Source organism: Vibrio sp. bablab_jr001, assembly GCF_016464285.1.
Lineage (GTDB): Bacteria > Pseudomonadota > Gammaproteobacteria > Enterobacterales > Vibrionaceae > Vibrio > Vibrio fluvialis.
On the sequence record NZ_JACDWZ010000077.1, the window covers coordinates 38,287 to 55,874 of the forward strand.

The 17,588-nt window shown below is 45.0% G+C and carries 18 protein-coding genes and 1 pseudogene; 3 read left to right on the forward strand and 16 right to left on the reverse strand.

Annotated elements, in window-relative coordinates:
- Positions 1-172 precede the first annotated feature (172 nt).
- Positions 173-1,552, forward strand: a complete 1,380-nt coding sequence (locus JIG40_RS12700; protein WP_199465417.1) for an L-cystine transporter — start codon at positions 173-175, stop codon at positions 1,550-1,552.
- 79 nt (positions 1,553-1,631) lie between these two features.
- Here the strand turns inward: JIG40_RS12700 and JIG40_RS12705 are convergent, their stop codons facing one another.
- The 4 genes from JIG40_RS12705 to JIG40_RS12720 form a co-directional block, all read right to left on the reverse strand.
- Positions 1,632-1,844 carry a hypothetical protein gene (locus JIG40_RS12705; protein ID WP_075989234.1) on the reverse strand — a complete coding sequence of 71 codons (213 nt, stop codon included), beginning with the start codon at positions 1,842-1,844 and terminating at the stop codon, positions 1,632-1,634.
- 452 nt (positions 1,845-2,296) lie between these two features.
- A complete protein-coding gene (locus JIG40_RS12710) occupies positions 2,297-4,060 on the reverse strand; it encodes an ATP-binding protein (RefSeq protein WP_199465418.1) in 1,764 nt (587 codons plus the stop codon).
- 88 nt (positions 4,061-4,148) lie between these two features.
- On the reverse strand, positions 4,149-5,030 hold the full coding sequence (locus tag JIG40_RS12715) for a hypothetical protein (RefSeq protein ID WP_199465419.1): 882 nt from the start codon (positions 5,028-5,030) through the stop codon (positions 4,149-4,151).
- Between the two features lie 92 nt (positions 5,031-5,122).
- Positions 5,123-6,073: a hypothetical protein gene (locus JIG40_RS12720; RefSeq protein ID WP_199465420.1), complete on the reverse strand. Its 951-nt coding sequence runs from the start codon at positions 6,071-6,073 to the stop codon at positions 5,123-5,125.
- 467 nt (positions 6,074-6,540) lie between these two features.
- Here JIG40_RS12720 and JIG40_RS12725 point away from each other — a divergent pair, with 467 nt between their 5' ends.
- Positions 6,541-7,119 carry a phage antirepressor N-terminal domain-containing protein gene (locus tag JIG40_RS12725; RefSeq protein ID WP_199465421.1) on the forward strand — a complete coding sequence of 193 codons (579 nt, stop codon included), beginning with the start codon at positions 6,541-6,543 and terminating at the stop codon, positions 7,117-7,119.
- A 48-nt stretch (positions 7,120-7,167) separates the two neighbouring features.
- Here the strand turns inward: JIG40_RS12725 and JIG40_RS12730 are convergent, their stop codons facing one another.
- Entirely contained in the window at positions 7,168-7,653 is a 486-nt protein-coding gene (locus JIG40_RS12730) for a hypothetical protein (protein WP_199465422.1), read from the reverse strand.
- A 206-nt stretch (positions 7,654-7,859) separates the two neighbouring features.
- Between JIG40_RS12730 and JIG40_RS12735 the strand changes: the two genes are divergently transcribed.
- Positions 7,860-8,105 (forward strand): hypothetical protein, encoded by a 246-nt coding sequence (locus JIG40_RS12735; protein ID WP_199465423.1) that lies wholly within the window; start codon positions 7,860-7,862, stop codon positions 8,103-8,105.
- Here the strand turns inward: JIG40_RS12735 and JIG40_RS12740 are convergent.
- The 11 genes and pseudogenes from JIG40_RS12740 to JIG40_RS22780 form a co-directional block, all read right to left on the reverse strand.
- Positions 8,098-8,391: a helix-turn-helix domain-containing protein gene (locus JIG40_RS12740; protein ID WP_199465424.1), complete on the reverse strand. Its 294-nt coding sequence runs from the start codon at positions 8,389-8,391 to the stop codon at positions 8,098-8,100. The two genes, JIG40_RS12735 and JIG40_RS12740, sit on opposite strands and share 8 nt — an antisense overlap.
- A gap of 63 nt (positions 8,392-8,454) precedes the next feature.
- Positions 8,455-9,702: a site-specific integrase gene (locus JIG40_RS12745; RefSeq protein WP_199465425.1), complete on the reverse strand. Its 1,248-nt coding sequence runs from the start codon at positions 9,700-9,702 to the stop codon at positions 8,455-8,457.
- Positions 9,702-10,670 (reverse strand): contractile injection system protein, VgrG/Pvc8 family, encoded by a 969-nt coding sequence (locus JIG40_RS12750; protein ID WP_199465426.1) that lies wholly within the window; start codon positions 10,668-10,670, stop codon positions 9,702-9,704. Before JIG40_RS12750 ends, JIG40_RS12745 begins: the two co-directional genes overlap by 1 nt.
- Positions 10,671-10,872: 202 nt before the next feature.
- Positions 10,873-11,238, reverse strand: a complete 366-nt coding sequence (locus tag JIG40_RS12755; protein ID WP_020327537.1) for a phage tail protein — start codon at positions 11,236-11,238, stop codon at positions 10,873-10,875.
- Between the two features lie 2 nt (positions 11,239-11,240).
- Positions 11,241-13,967, reverse strand: a complete 2,727-nt coding sequence (locus JIG40_RS12760; RefSeq protein ID WP_199465427.1) for a phage tail tape measure protein — start codon at positions 13,965-13,967, stop codon at positions 11,241-11,243.
- A 111-nt stretch (positions 13,968-14,078) separates the two neighbouring features.
- Positions 14,079-14,783 carry a phage tail assembly protein gene (locus JIG40_RS12765; protein ID WP_244662672.1) on the reverse strand — a complete coding sequence of 235 codons (705 nt, stop codon included), beginning with the start codon at positions 14,781-14,783 and terminating at the stop codon, positions 14,079-14,081.
- A gap of 62 nt (positions 14,784-14,845) precedes the next feature.
- Entirely contained in the window at positions 14,846-15,322 is a 477-nt protein-coding gene (locus tag JIG40_RS12770; protein ID WP_020327540.1) for a phage major tail tube protein, read from the reverse strand.
- Entirely contained in the window at positions 15,315-16,484 is a 1,170-nt protein-coding gene (locus JIG40_RS12775; RefSeq protein ID WP_199465428.1) for a phage tail protein, read from the reverse strand. Before JIG40_RS12775 ends, JIG40_RS12770 begins: the two co-directional genes overlap by 8 nt.
- Positions 16,485-16,486: 2 nt before the next feature.
- Positions 16,487-16,690, reverse strand: a complete 204-nt coding sequence (locus JIG40_RS12780) for a hypothetical protein (protein WP_199465429.1) — start codon at positions 16,688-16,690, stop codon at positions 16,487-16,489.
- Positions 16,691-16,760: 70 nt separating this feature from the next.
- Positions 16,761-17,291, reverse strand: coding sequence for a hypothetical protein (locus JIG40_RS12785; protein ID WP_199465430.1), 531 nt, complete (start codon positions 17,289-17,291; stop codon positions 16,761-16,763).
- Between the two features lie 3 nt (positions 17,292-17,294).
- Positions 17,295-17,588 (reverse strand): annotated as a pseudogene (locus tag JIG40_RS22780) (hypothetical protein); the annotation flags it as partial.

Sequence of the window (17,588 nt, forward strand, 5' to 3'; positions counted from 1 at the left end):
TTATTTGTACAACTCCCTACATTCATAACGTTTCGTTCTAAATAATGCTGTTTTTATATTTTCTATTCCGCATATGAAACGTTATGGTGCGCGCTAGATACGTTCCTACTTTTCAATATCGCTGAGGATTTCTCTTCAGGTCGGTATACACCCGTTTTAAGGATTCTAAATTATGTCAGTTGCAGCTATCGCGTCGATCGCGGTATTTGTCGGCATTCTGTTCTTCCTGTTTGGACAACAGAAAAAAGCCTACACCCTTTCTCGTCTTGTTCTGCTTGGCCTGGTGCTGGGTAGCGCGTTTGGTCTGGCCCTTCAACTGATCTTTGGTGAAGGCAGCAATGTGATCAAAGAAACGCTGTCATGGGTTGCCATTGTAGGTAACGGTTACGTTGGCCTGTTGAAAATGGTCATCATGCCACTGGTGCTGGTATCTATGATTTCTGCAGTGGTGAAACTGGATAAAAACGGTTCACTGGGCAAAATCTCTGGTCTGACAATTTTCATTCTGCTGTTTACTACCGCGATTGCCGCACTGATCGGTATTCTGATCACGCAGGCATTTGGCCTTACGGCTGCTGGCCTGACTGAAGGCGCTCGTGAAACGGCACGTATTGCTGTACTTGAGAGCCGCGCTTCAACCGTAGCAGATTTGACTATTCCACAAATGTTGCTGAGCTTTATTCCAACCAACCCGTTTGCTGATCTGACTGGCGCACGTTCAACGTCAATCATCGCGGTGGTTATCTTCGGTGTATTGGTCGGTATTGCGGCTCGTAAAGTGATGATCGAAAAGGAACAACTGGAAGCGCCAATCCGCACTTTCGTGGAAGCAATTCAATCTATCGTGATGCGCCTGGTTAAAATGATCATGGCGCTGACTCCTTACGGTATCGCAGCACTGATGGCAAAAGTTGTCGCAACATCAAGCGCCGCTGATATTCTGAACTTGCTGGGCTTCATCGTTGCTTCCTACATCGCGATTGCACTGATGTTTGTCGTACACGGCGTACTGGTGTCATTTGTGGGTGTGAATCCAAAAACTTACTTCCAGAAAGTATGGCCAGTGCTGACATTCGCATTCACTTCACGCAGCTCTGCGGCCACTATTCCACTGAACGTGGAAGCGCAAATTACCAAACTGAACGTGTCACCAGCGATCGCGAACCTGTCCGCATCCTTTGGTGCAACGATTGGTCAGAACGGTTGTGCAGGTATCTATCCTGCAATGTTGGCAGTGATGGTGGCCCCAACCATGGGCATTAACCCGCTGGATATTCAGTTCATTCTGTCGCTGATTGCGATCATCACCATCAGCTCATTCGGCATTGCTGGTGTGGGTGGCGGTGCAACCTTCGCAGCACTGATTGTTCTGCCTGCCATGGGCCTGCCAGTGACCATCGCGGCGCTGCTGATCTCTATCGAGCCATTGATCGATATGGCGCGTACCGCGCTGAATGTATCCGGCGCGATGACCGCGGGCACGATCACCAGCCGTCTGCTCAATGAAACAGCAGACAACACTGCTGAAGCTGCTAAGGAAGCGACTGCATAAGTACCAACACTTAGTCACGAAAAGCCGACGCTCAGATGTCGGCTTTTTTTGATCGTCGGCTCCGCATTCCCACTATGCTTCAGGCTAAATGTTCGATCAGTTCCGGCTGAATGGCCGCCAGTATTGAGCGCGCATGTTCGGATTCAATATCGAGCTCACACCAACCGTCGGTCCCCATAAACTCAGCAGTGCGATATTCCAGCGTCACCCTGTCACCCGAGATGCACACATAACCAGAAAGCCTGAATATTCCGGCTGACGTATGTATTCGACTAATTTCAAATGTTTTCATATAAGTCACCCTGTCGGGCTCATAAACCATGAAATAACATAAAGTACGGCGGGTTTAAATTTGTTCCTGACCATGGCCAATATCCATGCGGACTAAAACGGTTCTTCTGCTCAAGCATTATTTGCTGAATCACTGAGCGAACATGGCCTGCGGCGAGGTTTGGAGATTGCCATGTCCGGTACGGGATGTTCTAATAACCGCTCAATAATTTTTAAATCAGCGACTTGGTAAAGAGACATGCAGCAGCAACACCAGCCAACTTATTTCTTCTTTGGTTATGAGCAAACAAATTTAACTGCATGATAAATATAACTTTATAGTTAAAAACTTAAGATATGAGACGCAAATAGGACACATCTTTTAGCTAGTTTTCATGAAGCTTTAGCGATTATGGTTAGGAAGAACGAGTTGAGTGCCAATTCGTCAGCACTAAGCATACAGTGCTAGCCAATTTATAAGCCATTCGATTTACGGATAAACATGGCCAGACTACTAATTCGTTCATCTAAATCATATTTGGATAAATCTGCAGCGTTGTTCTCAGTGTAGTAATTAGCAATCTTTACTTTACTAGCAACATTAATATCAATCGCCTTAGTACCGGCTTTCTTCAAAGGCTTATTTCGTCGATAGTTTAAAAGATTTTCCCACTTACCTTTAGCAACAAGCTCCTTAGCGGTACCAGAGTGGATAGCAAGAACAGCGGCTTCAACTTTGTCTTCATCTAAATAGTTTTCAACTTCACGCCCTGCGGTAATCCACGCAAAACCAGGACCTTTATCAAACTCCTGTTGTAAACGAGTCTTTGTTTGGTTGATACGTTTATGCGATGATTCTTTATCACTATCAATCATGATTACACTATTTCGGTTTAATTGCCGTAAAGAGATTAGTTCTTTCTCATGTTCCTCTAACTCCTCTGGGTCAAAGCCGCTAATATGGCTTGCCAGCCGCCCACCATAAAACATGATTGAATAGTGTATGCCCTCTTTTAGTTCTTTATCTTTCGCATCTATCCAATAGTTCAGGTATGTCCTATCTGATGGTCCTTCTACCCAAATAACACAATTTGCTTGAAGAATATCAGAAGCTTTATAGCCTAATTCTGCACATAGGTTAGAACGTTCTTTTGTATTATTAACCGTAGAAACGCTTGAAATACCTTCTTTCATAGTCACATGGAATATCTGCGCTTCCGTGGCATCAAGCAAATGAGCAGAGTGAGTAGTAATGAAGTATTGATTACTTGTATTTTCAGACAAGTAATCAATAAGCTTTCTCTGGAGGATAGGATGTAAATGAAGCTCAGGCTCTTCAATACATACTATCGTGTCTTCGAGCAATGTCGCCGCAGCAGCAAGGATTATCACTTCATGTACACCAGTGCCAAGGCTTTCAAGAGGTAGTGACTTCCCGTCCATGTGTACGATGACCATCGAAAAATCATGAGGTATTTCAATTTGGGCACTAGCGTTTTCTAGCACTGATTTCAAAAAGCTATTTATTCTCAGAAATTTTTCTTTGTCCTTCTGCGCTGTTATGACAGGTCGTTCTAACTTCGCCAAACGTTCTATTATACCTTCACCACTAAAATCTGTAGGACTAGTCCTTGAGGCCCCGATTTTACGAATAGCGGGTATCAGTTCAGTTTTTAAGTTGAATTTTGGTTGCCATAAAGCGATATTTTCAAGGACATCTTTCATATCTAGATCATCGTAACCATAGTATCCAGCATTAAATTGTTGTGTTAGGTCCGACCAATCAATTCCTGCAGTTTTTGCAATCTTGCCAGCCTCTTCATTAGATAAAATATCGTTTCTACTAACACTGTCATTTAAACCGACATTAAACCAAACTAACCCATCAGAGTTATTTCTTATAAAGCAATTATTAATTAACCATCTAAAATTAAATAAGAACTCATAGTCTATTTTTTTTTGAGGGAAAATATTTTTTGCGAGTTCATCAATCTGGCTTTCATGAATTGCTACTGAGATAGATAGTTTGGACTCTCCCAGCAAGGGAACATCAAGAGAAGATAAATTGTGTTTATGCTCGGAAAAAATTTTCGACTGCTCATTTAGCAAGCGCATGACATTAGACTTACCAGAGTTATTTGCGCCAATAAGAAAATTAATTTTTTTCAGTGGCGCTATAACAACTTTTCCACCACCAAAACTACGATACCCAGAAAAAGCAAAGCCTGATAACTTCATAATCCCTCAAAATTTCATATCAGTTGAACTGACTAAACCACATTTTACACCGAAACACTATCGTCAAGGACTGGATGAATCACGTCAGCTAGACTTTGCAGTTCAATGCTTGCTCAAACTTCTTAGAAGCTTGAATACCAGGAAGCCCACAATCCATTAGCCCTTGCTTATTTAACTGTAGCCACAACGACAGCGCTGATTTCAGCCCATAGTTTTCAAGCTCTGGGTCAACACCATCTAAATATGCTTCAGGCTCTAGCGCAAGATCTTCCGCGTACCAAGAGTTTCCATTGATTTCATATATTCCTTCAGAACCAAACGCGAGCAAATTACATCCATAGGCATACTTTTCGATAAATGAAGAAGTTACATACTTTCCAGAAACGTGTATTTTGTTTTTCCAACAAACTGCTACACAAGCGGTTAAATACGCTCTGGATTTCCAATATGAAAACACCCAGTTGTTGCATAAGTAGTAACGATAGAATGGCTTGTCGTTAATGTGCCCGATTACTTCTTGAATAATTAGCAACGTTTCGCTCCGTCGGTCGCTATTACGGACTGTTAACAGAACTCCATCTATCTTGTCTGTACCAGAGCGCTCGATTAACTGATGAATAAAGTCAATAAAGTCATATGGGTGCTTGTAGAAATCGTATGTTTCATAAATTTTTTTAGATGCACCATCTAACCAATCACGCTTTATTCCTAGTAAGTTACACGCGGAATCAAGAACCTCTTCAGTCAAAACACTCAGAAACTTTTCGTCTGAAAAAACATCATTAACAGTTAACTCAAACCCCAGAACTTTAGGAATTTGATTCCTATGCACGCCATGAGCTTCAAACGCCTTGACCAAACGAGTGGACAACAATTCTGTTTGTAATGGTTCCTGCTCTTTTTTCGACTTGAATGGTTTGTAGATCCTTTCGATTAATGAAAAGAAAGATTCAATTTCACCAAATATCAAGATGTTTTCTCCAATAACGTTTTCATCGTTGAATGTTTCCTGATGCTCACCTAAAGAGTTAACGATATTCTCACGTAAATATTCGCAAGTTCTTAGTCGTTTGCATGAGCAGCAGCATACACATCGTCTATTAGGTAGTTGTATTTCTCCGGAACTAGGGCTAGTTCTCCCCACCCTAAATCTTCAAAACACAGACCTATACCGTTCTCTGTAACCTTTCCGTAAATAAGAACATAACGCCCTTCTGTATTATCCCCTATTCCATGTTCATGCTGTAACCAGTGTGGCGTTTTAATACAGAAGTCTTTAACGGCCGGAGATTTGTCTAAATAGGTCATTCGAATATTATTATCTTTTGGTGGATTACCGTGATGAATGGAATTCCTTAACTTCGCAAAATACAATTTAGGTTTAGTATCTTCTTCGGTCACATCTGCGACATTGTGCAACAATGAGGTTAAGGCTATTGCATGTTGATATCCTGGTAAAAAATAGTATCTATAATAGTTTTTATCAAAGTCCCGACAGATCCCTCTCAGAGAAGTGATTTTACTAGGCACTTTAAATGTCTCACCATCGTGAACACCAAGGGGTACTTCAGCCTCAGGACCATCAACGTCTTCAATCTGTGCTTCATCAAATGGAGTAGGAGTACCAACTGGACGCTGTTCTGGCTTGTCTTTCATAAATCCATTAACAATAACCAACTCTTCATTATCTATTGCTTGAGTAACTGATTCGAAACTAGTGTACTTTTTGCCGGGGGCTTTTTTACCAGATCTTAAGTGGCATTTAACGCCACTATATCGACCAAGATGACGAAAATGAGCCTCCATACTAGATGTTGTATGGTCTTTATCCTGAGGGACACGTATTAAATTCGTAAAACACTCTGGACAGAAAATATGATCTCTCATTTCAACTTCATATTCATCAGGTTTTACTCGTACAGAGCTCCTTAGCAACGTGGCTCGATTACCACCTTCGTACTGCCAGTCATCTAAATACAAGGCATGTACAATTCTACGATTTAATTCAGTCATACACGTTCCTTCCTTCAAATTACTACGTCTATTAATTTGGACTTTATGAAACAATATACCAAAAATTCAATTAAGTACTTGATGTAGATATCATTTTATGAGCTGACTCGTAGAGGTTTTTCTCGCCTAAAAAGCTTTCTTTTTAAGCTGATTTTGCTCTATGAAGAGAGCTATCCTTGATTTAGAAATAAAGAAAGACAATAATGCAGACTCATTGGCAAAATCCAATGACGGGATTGGTCCCCCGTTTTAAGTTTCATTGCTACGACGTACAGTCGCCAGCCTCTTTTTGCTGGTTTTTTTGTGCGTGTGATTCTGCACATCTGAATTATGGTGGGCTGGATCGGGCAGTTTTAAATAACTGGCCGCGGCGTAGCAAGCGGTAGGACCAACCCGGTTCAGTTCACCACCCTAAGTTTGGTCCCTTAGCGTGGTGGTAACGTCTCTATTGCTACGAGGACATACTTATGTCTAATCAAATCAAAGTCCCATTTCATGGCTCAAGTCTATTTATCGTTGAACACAATGGTGAACCATACACACCGATGAAGCACATAGTCGAAGGTATGGGGATGAGTTGGGGAACACAAGCAAGAAAACTAAGATCTAACCCAGAACGATGGGGAGTGTTCATAATGAACATACCCTCAATTGATCTGCACAACGATTCAGTTTGCATCCCTCTTCGTAAGCTCTTCGGCTGGCTTCAAACACTCCAACCTAACCGCGTTCGTGAAGATATTCGCGACAAAGTGATTCAATACCAAAACGAATGTGATGATGTGTTGTGGAAATACTGGACAAAGCAACACGAAACGCCGGTGATGCCACCAAGCAGAATGCGCATGCTTATGGTAATGGAGAATGGCCGTGTGGTTTCTGCACAGCCCATTCCTGAAGATAGTGTGGTATTCCGTACAGAAGACATCCCTAAATTACTTCAAGAACCTGGTTACTTTTCGGTAAGCCAGTTAAAGGACGTTGCCGATACCGCCCTATCTCAATTAGCTATGTTTGCAGAGCATGCTGTTGTTATGCGTAGGTAGGACGGGAAAGAGAAACCCCAAGCTGTGGCTTGGGGTGTATGATTACAATTAATATTTACTAAGTTCTAGCAACTCTTTATAAGCATTTCTTAATTCATCTCGTGAGTTATAACTAGTGTCCCCATAGCCATTCAATGAACCCTTTGGGATATCTCGTTGATTAATGTACATAGTAGATGCAATCTGTAACCTAGTACTAGTCGCATTTATTTTTGCAGCACGATACATCAATTCGGCTTGTTCTACTTGAGCTGACGATGACCGCGCCAATTCACCCCGATGAAGAGATAGCTCTTCACGCGTAGCTTTTAATTCTTCTCTTTGAAGTTCAAGTTCTTTTCTCTGCAGTATGATTGCATAAATCACCCCACAAAATGCAAAACCAGAAAATAGAGTGTTGACAGCACCGAACATGCCGCCAAATGCATTTCTTTCATCCCAACCAGGCAACTCATAGTGAATAACCACACCTAAAGCTATCTGAACAAATGCAACAGCAGCACACATCAACCATAATATTTTATATTTTCCCATGACAATCTCTTAATTCATATAGCGTTACGCATCACGTTTATACAGAGCACTATAAGGAGAAGAGTTGTTTAATCAATAGTGGTGGTGCCTTAGAGACCCGAAAAATTTTTATTTCGCGCGAGTTGCCCTCGTTTGCACTTCGATAAGGTTAAAAAGAACCTAATCACCTGATAGAATGAGACTTTCACTAAAATTGGATTTAGGTTATGTCATCAAAATTAACTCAGAGTTATGTTCAACACCGTTTGGTTATCATCCAAGGCTTTATTAAAAATTACGAACCGAACAAAGCAAAGGACCATATTCAATTACTGCTAAACGAACTAGGTTATTCACTAACCTTCACTTGGGATCACTACATGTTCCTCCAAGAGAATCCTGATTTATTAAATGCTCAGGAGGTCTTAGAAGGACACTTAGTTGAAATGCTGAGATTGAATTTTGCTATTTAAAGCTCATCTGATAACTAAACTCCACTCCCCCACATTGACGCCCCCCTCCAGTTCTTTGGAGGTAGTGCTTTTCATAAAGTCGCTTCAGCAGCGTACTCGCCCAACTCTCAGATAAATCACAACGCTGTGAGATTTGGGCCGCCGTCACTTTCTCCCCTTCTATGATCGAGTTAAGAACTTTCAGCTGAGTTTTGCTTAGTTTCACCAGTGCAACTTGGTGAGGAACAAGACGCGCGGCTGCTACTAGCGCTTCGTTGATTGGGGTGTTTTTGTGCAAAAATCCCATGATTTGCTACTCCTCTTTAATACCCAATGAGAATGAAATTACGATCTGATTTAGAAGATCTTTTTACTGAAAGATCGAAGATAAACTTGCAGGTGCTTGACAGGTTCGCCAGCAATTTTTTAGCCATTGATGGTAGGTGTTTAAGGCGTCTTTCTTCTGCAATTCAACATGAGAGTGGATATAAACCACATCCAATTTGTCTTTAGCGTGGTTGAGCAGCGACTCCGCAACCAGGTAATCCACGCCTAAGTCAGCCCATATTGTGCGTGCTAGCTTTCTAAGATCGTGTGCCGACCATTCACTCTTACTGACTTCACGAACCATCTGGCTGGCTAATGCAGCATGAATTGGCGACTTATCACGCTTGGTCAGAGGGAAGACGTTGTTGCCTTTGTAATATTGGCCCAATTGCCACTGTTTGTATGATGTCAAATATTCAACCATTTCATCCGAAAGCGGATACACAATGTCTTTCTTCGACTTGGTGTTGCGTGCAGGGATATGCCACTGCTTGGTTTCCAAGTTAATATGCCGCCATTTGGCTAACCGTGTTTCTCCTATACGAGTACCGTGATAAAGCATCATTGTGCACAAGGCATGATGCATCGGCTGAGAAGCGCCAATTTGCTCTAACGTTGACAACGTATTCAGTGGCAATAATTTGGGTGGTTTTGGCTTGATGGGTTGCTTAATGAAGTTGGTCCATTTCATATCGTTCATCGGGTTCGTACTGAGCTTTTTCACTTCATAAGCAGAACGGAAAGCGACTTTGACGAACTGGAACATGCTACGAACGTAGCTCAACGAATAGTTTGCACCAAACATCGGAACAATTAACCGTTCATCGATTTCGGAATGATTAACTTTATCTACACTGAGCCCTTCAAAGCATCGGCACAAATGAGAGTCAAACATACTTTTTAAAGCAATAATTCGGCTATTAGCCAACTTGTTAAGTGTTTCTTGACGTTTGATGTGCCATTCCAAAAGATGATTAACTGATGGGAAATAGTCGTTCTCAATCAACGAAGCGCCTGTTTCGACGTTTAGCTTAACCAGTTGTGTTGCTTTTTGTGCTGACGTTTGAGGATAACTCGCAAACACTTGGCTCATCTGACAACCATTTTTATATGAAATAAGCTGCCAACTCCCTTTACTGCGATCTTTTCTGTACATGAAATATAAAGAAAAACGCTCATCTTTCAGCCTTTGTACTCTTGGGTCTTTGGCATATTGTCGGATCTTTGCGTCTGAGATTTTGCACTTGATGGTTTGAGAAATCAGTGCCTTTTGATTTAAACGAATACCCATCATTCCTCCGTTAACGTTGCTTGAATAGTCATAGTGCTCACCTGACGACCACGGCCAGAAAAGCACACCGAATCAATGGAACTGGTGCCACGAAACGCACTTGGGAACGTGTTATCAATCACCACCAAGCCTTCCGCGAAGGCCTTTTCATTGGGCAGCGCGGAAATGGTCACTCGTTGCCCTTCACGCTGAATCCGTCGTAACTCTGTAGAACAAGCCTGCTCAGCTTCGGGTTGAGTGCTGAATTCATTGCGAATCACTTTGCATGGAGAACTCCCAACCACTACGGCAACACGCTCACCCGAATCAGTGGAAAGGTAATAACCCTTCACACCTAAGAAATCGTCACGGCCATCAAGGTCAATCTCGACATTGGTGATGTCATTGGCTTGGTTACCAGAAAGTGACAGCGTAATGGTTTCTATCTCTTTCCCCGTGGCACTCTTTGCCTTTCCTTTAGGTGCTATCACATACGTGCCATCCACAATCTTTGCTACCGCATCGTACATTTTGGCCAAACGGTAGATGAAGGCAGCGGTACTTTCCTCCGTGCGGTCGATATGCTCGATCTGAATATTTTGTAATTCAGGATGGACAAAAACGGTAAACCCGTGAGGAGCAACGCAATCGGAGACAATTTGGCTAATCGTTGCATTGTCCCAACTAGACGATTTGCGCTCACGGTATCCGGTTGAATCCAATATGTTGAATGGCGCGACACACAGCACCAAACGTACTTCACTCGGACGCAGGCTGATTGAACGCTTGGAGATCTGAAACTCGTCGCGATAAGTATTGCCAATATAGACCTGATATTTTTCACCTTTGGCGGGAATGCCCTCCACATTCTCAGAGAACAGAGTCATAGAAAGGCTATCGTTCTCGATGCCGTTGCCGTCGGTCAGTTGCCAGCTCTTCAGCAACTCCATCATCATTGCAGCGTGTTTGCCTTCAATTCTTAATTGCATTAGCTCCAACTCCTTACTACGTTTCGTGCCGTTTGGTTTGTTGTGCGTTCTGGAATGAAAACGGAGCAGTCTTCTGAGAAAACGGCTCCGCGTACATGGGGGTTTAAGTTGTAGAATTCGGCTTCTATCTGGTCGTCATCTTGTTTGGTGTGTTTAAACAGCAAATCGACAACCAGATCACCGGCCTTCGCATTTACTCGCACTATTGAAATCTCACTAATTGCATTGAAACTTGAGTCACCATGGCACGACCATCGTGAACAAGGGCGGATTTACCCTCTTTGATCTGCTTTATCGTCCACTTTCCTAAGTTGTATCCCTGCCCGTCACTCACCTGTTGCGGTTTGAGTACCAAAGCGCGCAAGTCATCCACCTTTTCGGCAGCGCTGTATTTGGTCCAATCCATGGTTAAGTCGATGGTATCGAACGGTTGCCCAACAAATTCGGACTTACTGCCGTTGATCACCGCCACTTCTGCGTATGCGCCCTGAGTAACACGTTCCATTTTGCTAATGGGGGTTTTATCCCCCACCGCAAACACAAATTCACCAATCACCAGGTGATACATACTTAACCTCTATCAATGGATGAAACAGAAAGGGAGTCGTTGATCGCAAGTCCAGACATACCGAATGCACGTTCAAGTGCCAGGGTAACTTCTTGGTTGACGAGTTGAGCCAGTTGTTTCTCGTCCATGCCTGCGCTTGGGTATATCGGAGTGGAAATTTGAATAGGAGGAAGCGAACGAGCAATGGATTCTTTCTTCTCGCGCTCTTCAATCTTCTCTTTCACTTCACTAGAAGCCATCAGCTTATCGGGTGGGTTCGTCAACTTGTCGCCAAGCCAGCCACCGAACATTTCACCGCCTAAGTCACCAAGCAGTGAACCGGCTAAACCACCAATCACTGTGCCAATACCAGGTAGAACGGCAGTGCCTAACATGGCACCAAGGCTTGCGCCTCCCATTCCGCCCAGCAAACCGCCACCTTCCGTAATCGCGCCTTTGGTATCGCCATCAGATAATGCCTGCGCAATATTGACGCCAGAAATAGCCATCGACAGTGGGCGTATAAATTTATTCAAGCCGCCCTTACCAATGCCTTCAGCAAGATCACCGCCAAGATCTAACGCATCCTGAGCCATTGCCATCGCGGGGCTCATCGCCAGAGCTCCACCACCTAAGGCCAGTGGCAACGCACCGCGGTTATGAGTAAACGCCGAAGAAGCGAAGCTATAAGCCCGGGCTAACGGGTTACGTGAACGTGTTCTTGGTGATCGGCTACGAGTAGAACGATTTCCCCCACTTCGACCGCCACGACCAGAACCACCACGCCCTGAATTCCAAAGGGTGTCATTTAGCCGGCTAAACTGTTTAGCCGCGAACTGAGCAGCCCGACCGCTTTCATTGGTTTCACGGTTTAAGCCTTTACGAAACAGCGTGCCCTTGTCGATAGTGTTACCGAAGATCAAAGAAGCCGCTTTACCTGCCAGAATCGCCCCTTTCAGAGCGATAAACCCAACGATACCCACCCCAACGGCTGCAGTTAAACCTTGGTTAGCTGCTGCAAAATCAGCAATACCATCAACCATAGAACCAAGCGGTTCTAACACCCAGTTCAAAGCAGGCAATAGCGCATTACCAACAATGACACTTAGACGGTTTAGCTTGTTCATAAACAACTGCAGACCGTTTTCAGTCGTAGCCACTCGGCTATCAAACTCATCTTTTAGTGACTTGGTATGAACAGCCTGATCTTCACTCGCGAGTTTCAACGTCTTTTGGAACAACTGCGTGTTCTTCACCAACGAAGCAACTGCACCTTTCGACTCTTCACCGAAAATCTGCGTAATCAGGGCGCTCTGTTCTGCAAGTGGAGCCTGCTTTATGGCTTCCAATACTTCTAAGAACGTGCCCGACGCATTGTATTGCATGTCTGAAGCCAAGCTTTCAGCATCAAACCCGATTGAGCCCAACGCGGCTTTTTGTGCCCCTGTTGCCGCACCGCCAAGTGTTAATCGACCAGAGATGTTTTTGAGCGCAGTCGCTGAGCGTTCTTCGCCCATACCTGCCGCCAACATCGCAGCAGATAAAGCGGCTGCATCATTGGTAGAAAAACCCGCTAACTGAGCACTGGCGCCCTGCCGGGCCATCACACCCGCAATGTCTTTCGCTTTTGCATTGGAGTTGTTCGAAAGATAGTTAGCTAAGCCAGCAAGCCCCACAGCGCCTTCATGATCCAACCCCAAAGCCGCTTTGAAGGTTGCTAATGTTTCGCCAGCGGCGCCAGCCTCCATATCGAAAGCCACGCCCATCTCGGCCGAATCCAACACAAAACGCTTCAGTTCGTTCAGGTCTGAAATACCGCTTTGACCGCCAGCTGCCAACATGGCGTTAATGTCATTGGCGTTGAGGCCACCACCCGCTTTAGAAGCCTGGGTTTTTAGCGACCACTCACGCAACTGCGCCGCCTCTTCTGGCGACATGTCGACTACCTTTTTAACGTCAGCAAAGGACGATTCATTCTTAACCGCAGTCCAGACAGAAGCGACCATTGGAGCCGAGGCAATGGCTAAGGACGTCGCCTGACTGCCGATTTCGCTTAGCTTTGCGTTACGTGAGTCGATGCGGGACTGAATCGTCTGCATCTCTTTCATGCGCGCATTTTGTTTGGCGATCGCTGCAGTAGCTTTTTCCGACTGCTTCTCTAAACGTTTCTGCTCATCACTCAATCGTCGAGTGTTAACGCCAGATTCTTTCAGCTCTGAAGCAAGACTCCGCAGCTTGTCACGCTGTTTGGTCTGCTTGTCGCTGAGATCGGTAACTCGCTGGCTCGCCTTTTTATAGGCAGTGTTAAGATCAGACGTGCGCACCTTGCTTTGATGCATTTCAGTATTCAGAGAATCAAGACGTAACCGGGCCTTTTGCAGTTGAAGCTGCAGTTGTTCGGCACCGTCACCAGAAGCCTTCTTCAGCTGATTGTTCAGCCCTTTAATCTCAGATTGTGTTTGGCTGTAAGCGACTTTTAAAGCGGTCGCCTGTTGCTTGTTCTCTTCAAGTTGTTGCCCTAAGTTTGCAACACTCTGCTCTGCATTTTTCGACTGCTCGCGCAGCTTCTCCATGCGCTTAATCGCAGATTGGTATCCCTCTACTTTTTTGAGCTGAGAGTTTAGAGAAATAACCTCTCCGCGTTGTTTCACAATCGCAGCGGTTAAACGTTCGGCTGCGGAAGTCGTAGAAACAATGTCTTCGAGACCTTTCACTGTGGTATCGAGAACTAAGCTGATCTTATCTGCCATTACGCGCTCCGAGTTTTGACAAAATCAACTCATAACGATGCACCGCCACATCCTGCCGCCAGCGTAAGAGCTCCGCTTCAGACGTATTTCGGTGCATGGGAATAAGATCGATTAGAGATTCAACATCGTTGGGCGAAAGTATCCCGCCGATTGTTGAAAAAAAGCGCCCACCTGCGGTTTTAGCGCCAGGTAATCATTCAGAGACAGGAAGTTGAAATCTTCTTTCGTTAAGCCAGTGACAACGCGGAACATGAAATCTTCACGTTCTTCTTCATCTTCGATGTCGGCTAAGGCTTGAGAGTGCGCCACTTTCGGCACCTGAAATTTAATGCGCTCAAACTTCTGGCCTGCTTCGTTTTCGAAGGGATGCAGCAAGGCAAATTCAAACTTATCGCCGCTGAGTTTTTCGCCCTTAATCTCATCACTGGCTTTTAAAATCAGATCGCAAATGTCTTCATACAGCTTTAAGAAGTCCGGCGAATGCAGCGTGTTAAACTTCTCTTCAGTGATCTCTGCACAATGCAGAATCAACGCTTTACGCTGCTCAAATTCTTGCTTCGCAGTCATTTGGGTAAGTTTGATATGCGGCAACGCTTTGAAAGCCGAAGTGGTAATGATTTTGAGTTTTACAGTGCGCAGCTCATTGGCTTCTTTGTCCATCACATCAATCTTGCGCTGCATGATTTTGAGCTGTTCTTCACTGGTATCGGTTGTTACTCGTTTAAATTCACGGCGCAGCTCAACGAGTTCCGCTTCCAACTGTTCGCTTTTCTTAGCGTTGGTGCTGAAAAATTTTAATACGCTGACTGGATTCATTTTCTTACTTCCACAAAAAAGCCCCTGCTGTTTCCAGTCAGGGGCAAAATTAACTTACAGAGTTACAGGCCTGTGAGATCCACACCACCAACAACGGTTTTACCCGTTTCGGTGTTGATATCGTGAACGGTGACCCCGGTATCAATCAGCTTGTACGCTTTACAGGTACCTTCAATGGTGACCGAAGGCTTCTCACCCATCTTCAATGGGTCTTTCTTGATACTGGTGATCGGGCCGTATAAGGAATACACCTCTGCATAGGCATTGGTTAACGTATCTTTACCGTTCTCAGTGACGTTAATTTGGGCGTTGTCCATAAAGTACTTACCCAACGCGTTCTGCAGCAACAGGTGATTGCCTCGCACTTTTAACGTCCACTTTAACGCTTCAAAGCCCACCACATCTTCAGAACCCACAAGGCCACCTTCGTTTGAAACCACCTTGCCGTTAATTTCTGGCGGCGTGAAGTCGATGATTTCATTCATCAGCGGCACCGCTTCAACCAATGCCGCAATACGCAAGCGAATACGATCAGCCATTGACGACCTCCTCTAGCCACGCTTCAATCAAGCCGTTGTCTACGCTCATTTCGTACACCATGTGTTCGTTAGGAGAATAACGACCGTAGTTCACACACAGGTACCAACGCCCAGAGGTGTAGTTCTCAAGGTTGTTTTTACTTGGGTGCAGGAATGCTTTGAACACCGGGATCACCCCCTGAGCGACGAGGTTTTGCCCCCAGTTGGTCAGGCGGTCAATGACCTGGTTCATAAAGTCTTCAGTGAGCTGTTTGCCCATTAGCGGCTGACTGGTTTCTTCCAGTTTACGCGCCATTAAATCTTCGAGCCCGACATGGCTAATGAATCGCCCGGTGTTGGTACGGTTACCGATGATCGAATAACCACCCATGCGAGTACGGGCAATGGTGACAACCCCGTGCTTGTTCAGGAAGTTGGCCTGAGTAGTGGAATCGTTGATTTTATAGGAAACGTTGCGCGAAGTTTCATCGCAGGAAACACCGATATTCTGAGGGCTTTCGTAACCCTCAACTGAAGCCATGGCCGCGACCAAAGCGATGGACGCAGGCATTAGCAGTTGAACACCGTCATAGGTTTTCAGGAACCAAGGATCGATGATCGCCAGCTTATCTTCTCCGGTACCTTCGGCGCCAAACTCACCTGAAAATTCAGCTGCTGCCATATCGTTGGTGTTAGGACCATCCAGAACCGGGCGGCAACGAATATCACGGCCAATCAACGAAAGTGACTGACCAATGGGTTTAGAACTAAAGCCGGGAGCGGCTACAATCGTTGGTGTCTCAGGGCAAGCCTTGATAGTTTGTAAACCGGTGACCGCGCCTGTTGCTGCATCGGTACCACCGACCACGTTGGCTTCGGTTTCAGCAGCATCTGCCCCTTCTTCTACTACCGTGACATAAACCACGCACTTGACGAATTCCATTAGATAGCGAACCACGTAAGGAAGCGTACCTGCACGATCACCGGTTGTATCCAGCATCAGCATTGCATCAGAAATTTTGTACAAGCGTGTGGGTTCGTTGTATGGCAAACCTGCGTGCTTATTGGTTGCGGTACCCGTTAGATGAATCACGTGCGACGCAAGCGGCCCCATACTCGGCAAAGGCTCGATGGTATCAACGGTTACACCATTGAGTTCAAAATCTTCAATTGGGACGAGCATTATTAGCCCTCTTTCTTAGTGGCAGTAGCCATGCTTACTGCCGTGGTCGTTGGCTTCCCAATCTTGCCGTTAAGCAACAACATGGAAGCTTGGTTTGGCAGAAGAGAAATGGTTTTGTCTTGCTCAGGAGTCCACCATCGTCCGTTCAAACGAAGCGGTTTTAGAATGGGGTAATCCTGCTTTACGGCTTGCTTTTTCGTAGCCATGAATCAGCTCCAATAAAAAACCCCGCCGAAGCGAGGTTGAGGGTTTTGAATTAACCAGGAAGAAAGTTCGTTATGTTAAAGGCGCTTCAGGCCAAGGGTAATCTTCACGGATTTTCAGGTAGGCCGCATCTGCCTGCGCTTCATATTCAGCCGCCTTTACCTCATCACCTTCTACGCGGCGAATCATTTTTGCTTCGTTGTTAAGGCGATCAACTATCTGCACATAGAGACTTTCGCGAGTGTTGGCTACCTGTTGAACTTCGGCTTCGTATTTGGCTTGGGTATCGGTTTGCCAATCATCTAGTTCTTCGTTCCAAGTGACGTATTGGTGTGGTGGTTTGGTTAGCGTCCATCCATCTTCAATCTCGCCCAAATCTTTCACTTGTTTTGATTCCGTCGGTTTAGCTTTGTTGTAAATGACTTTGCCACGGTGGTCTACGACGTATTCGGTTCCACTTAAATCAGATTTTGCAATAATGGCATAACCTTCTTTCTCAGGTAGCGGCTCAACCAGTAAAACATGTCGAGGCATGTTCCATTTGTCAGTGTCACCCGACCCAACCACTTCACGAGTCTCTTTATCAACTGTCCAGTATTTCATGGGTTATACCTCTACAAGAATTGGGAAGGCTAAGTTTCGTGGGCGAGTTTCATAGCCCACACGTGGAGTTCCGTGACCATCATCGTTATATTCACCAGGTTTCCACGCATCTCCAGTACCTTGTGCCATAGGCACGTTATAACTACCACCTTGAGCCACACCAACCTGACCATGCACTGTATCTGAACCGCCGCCGCTACGTCTTAAAATTCTCGAATGTCCTTGAAATGCATCAAGCTGAACACTGCTAAATGCTCGTCCTGAATCAATCCCACGCCCTTGGTCAAGCACACGGAA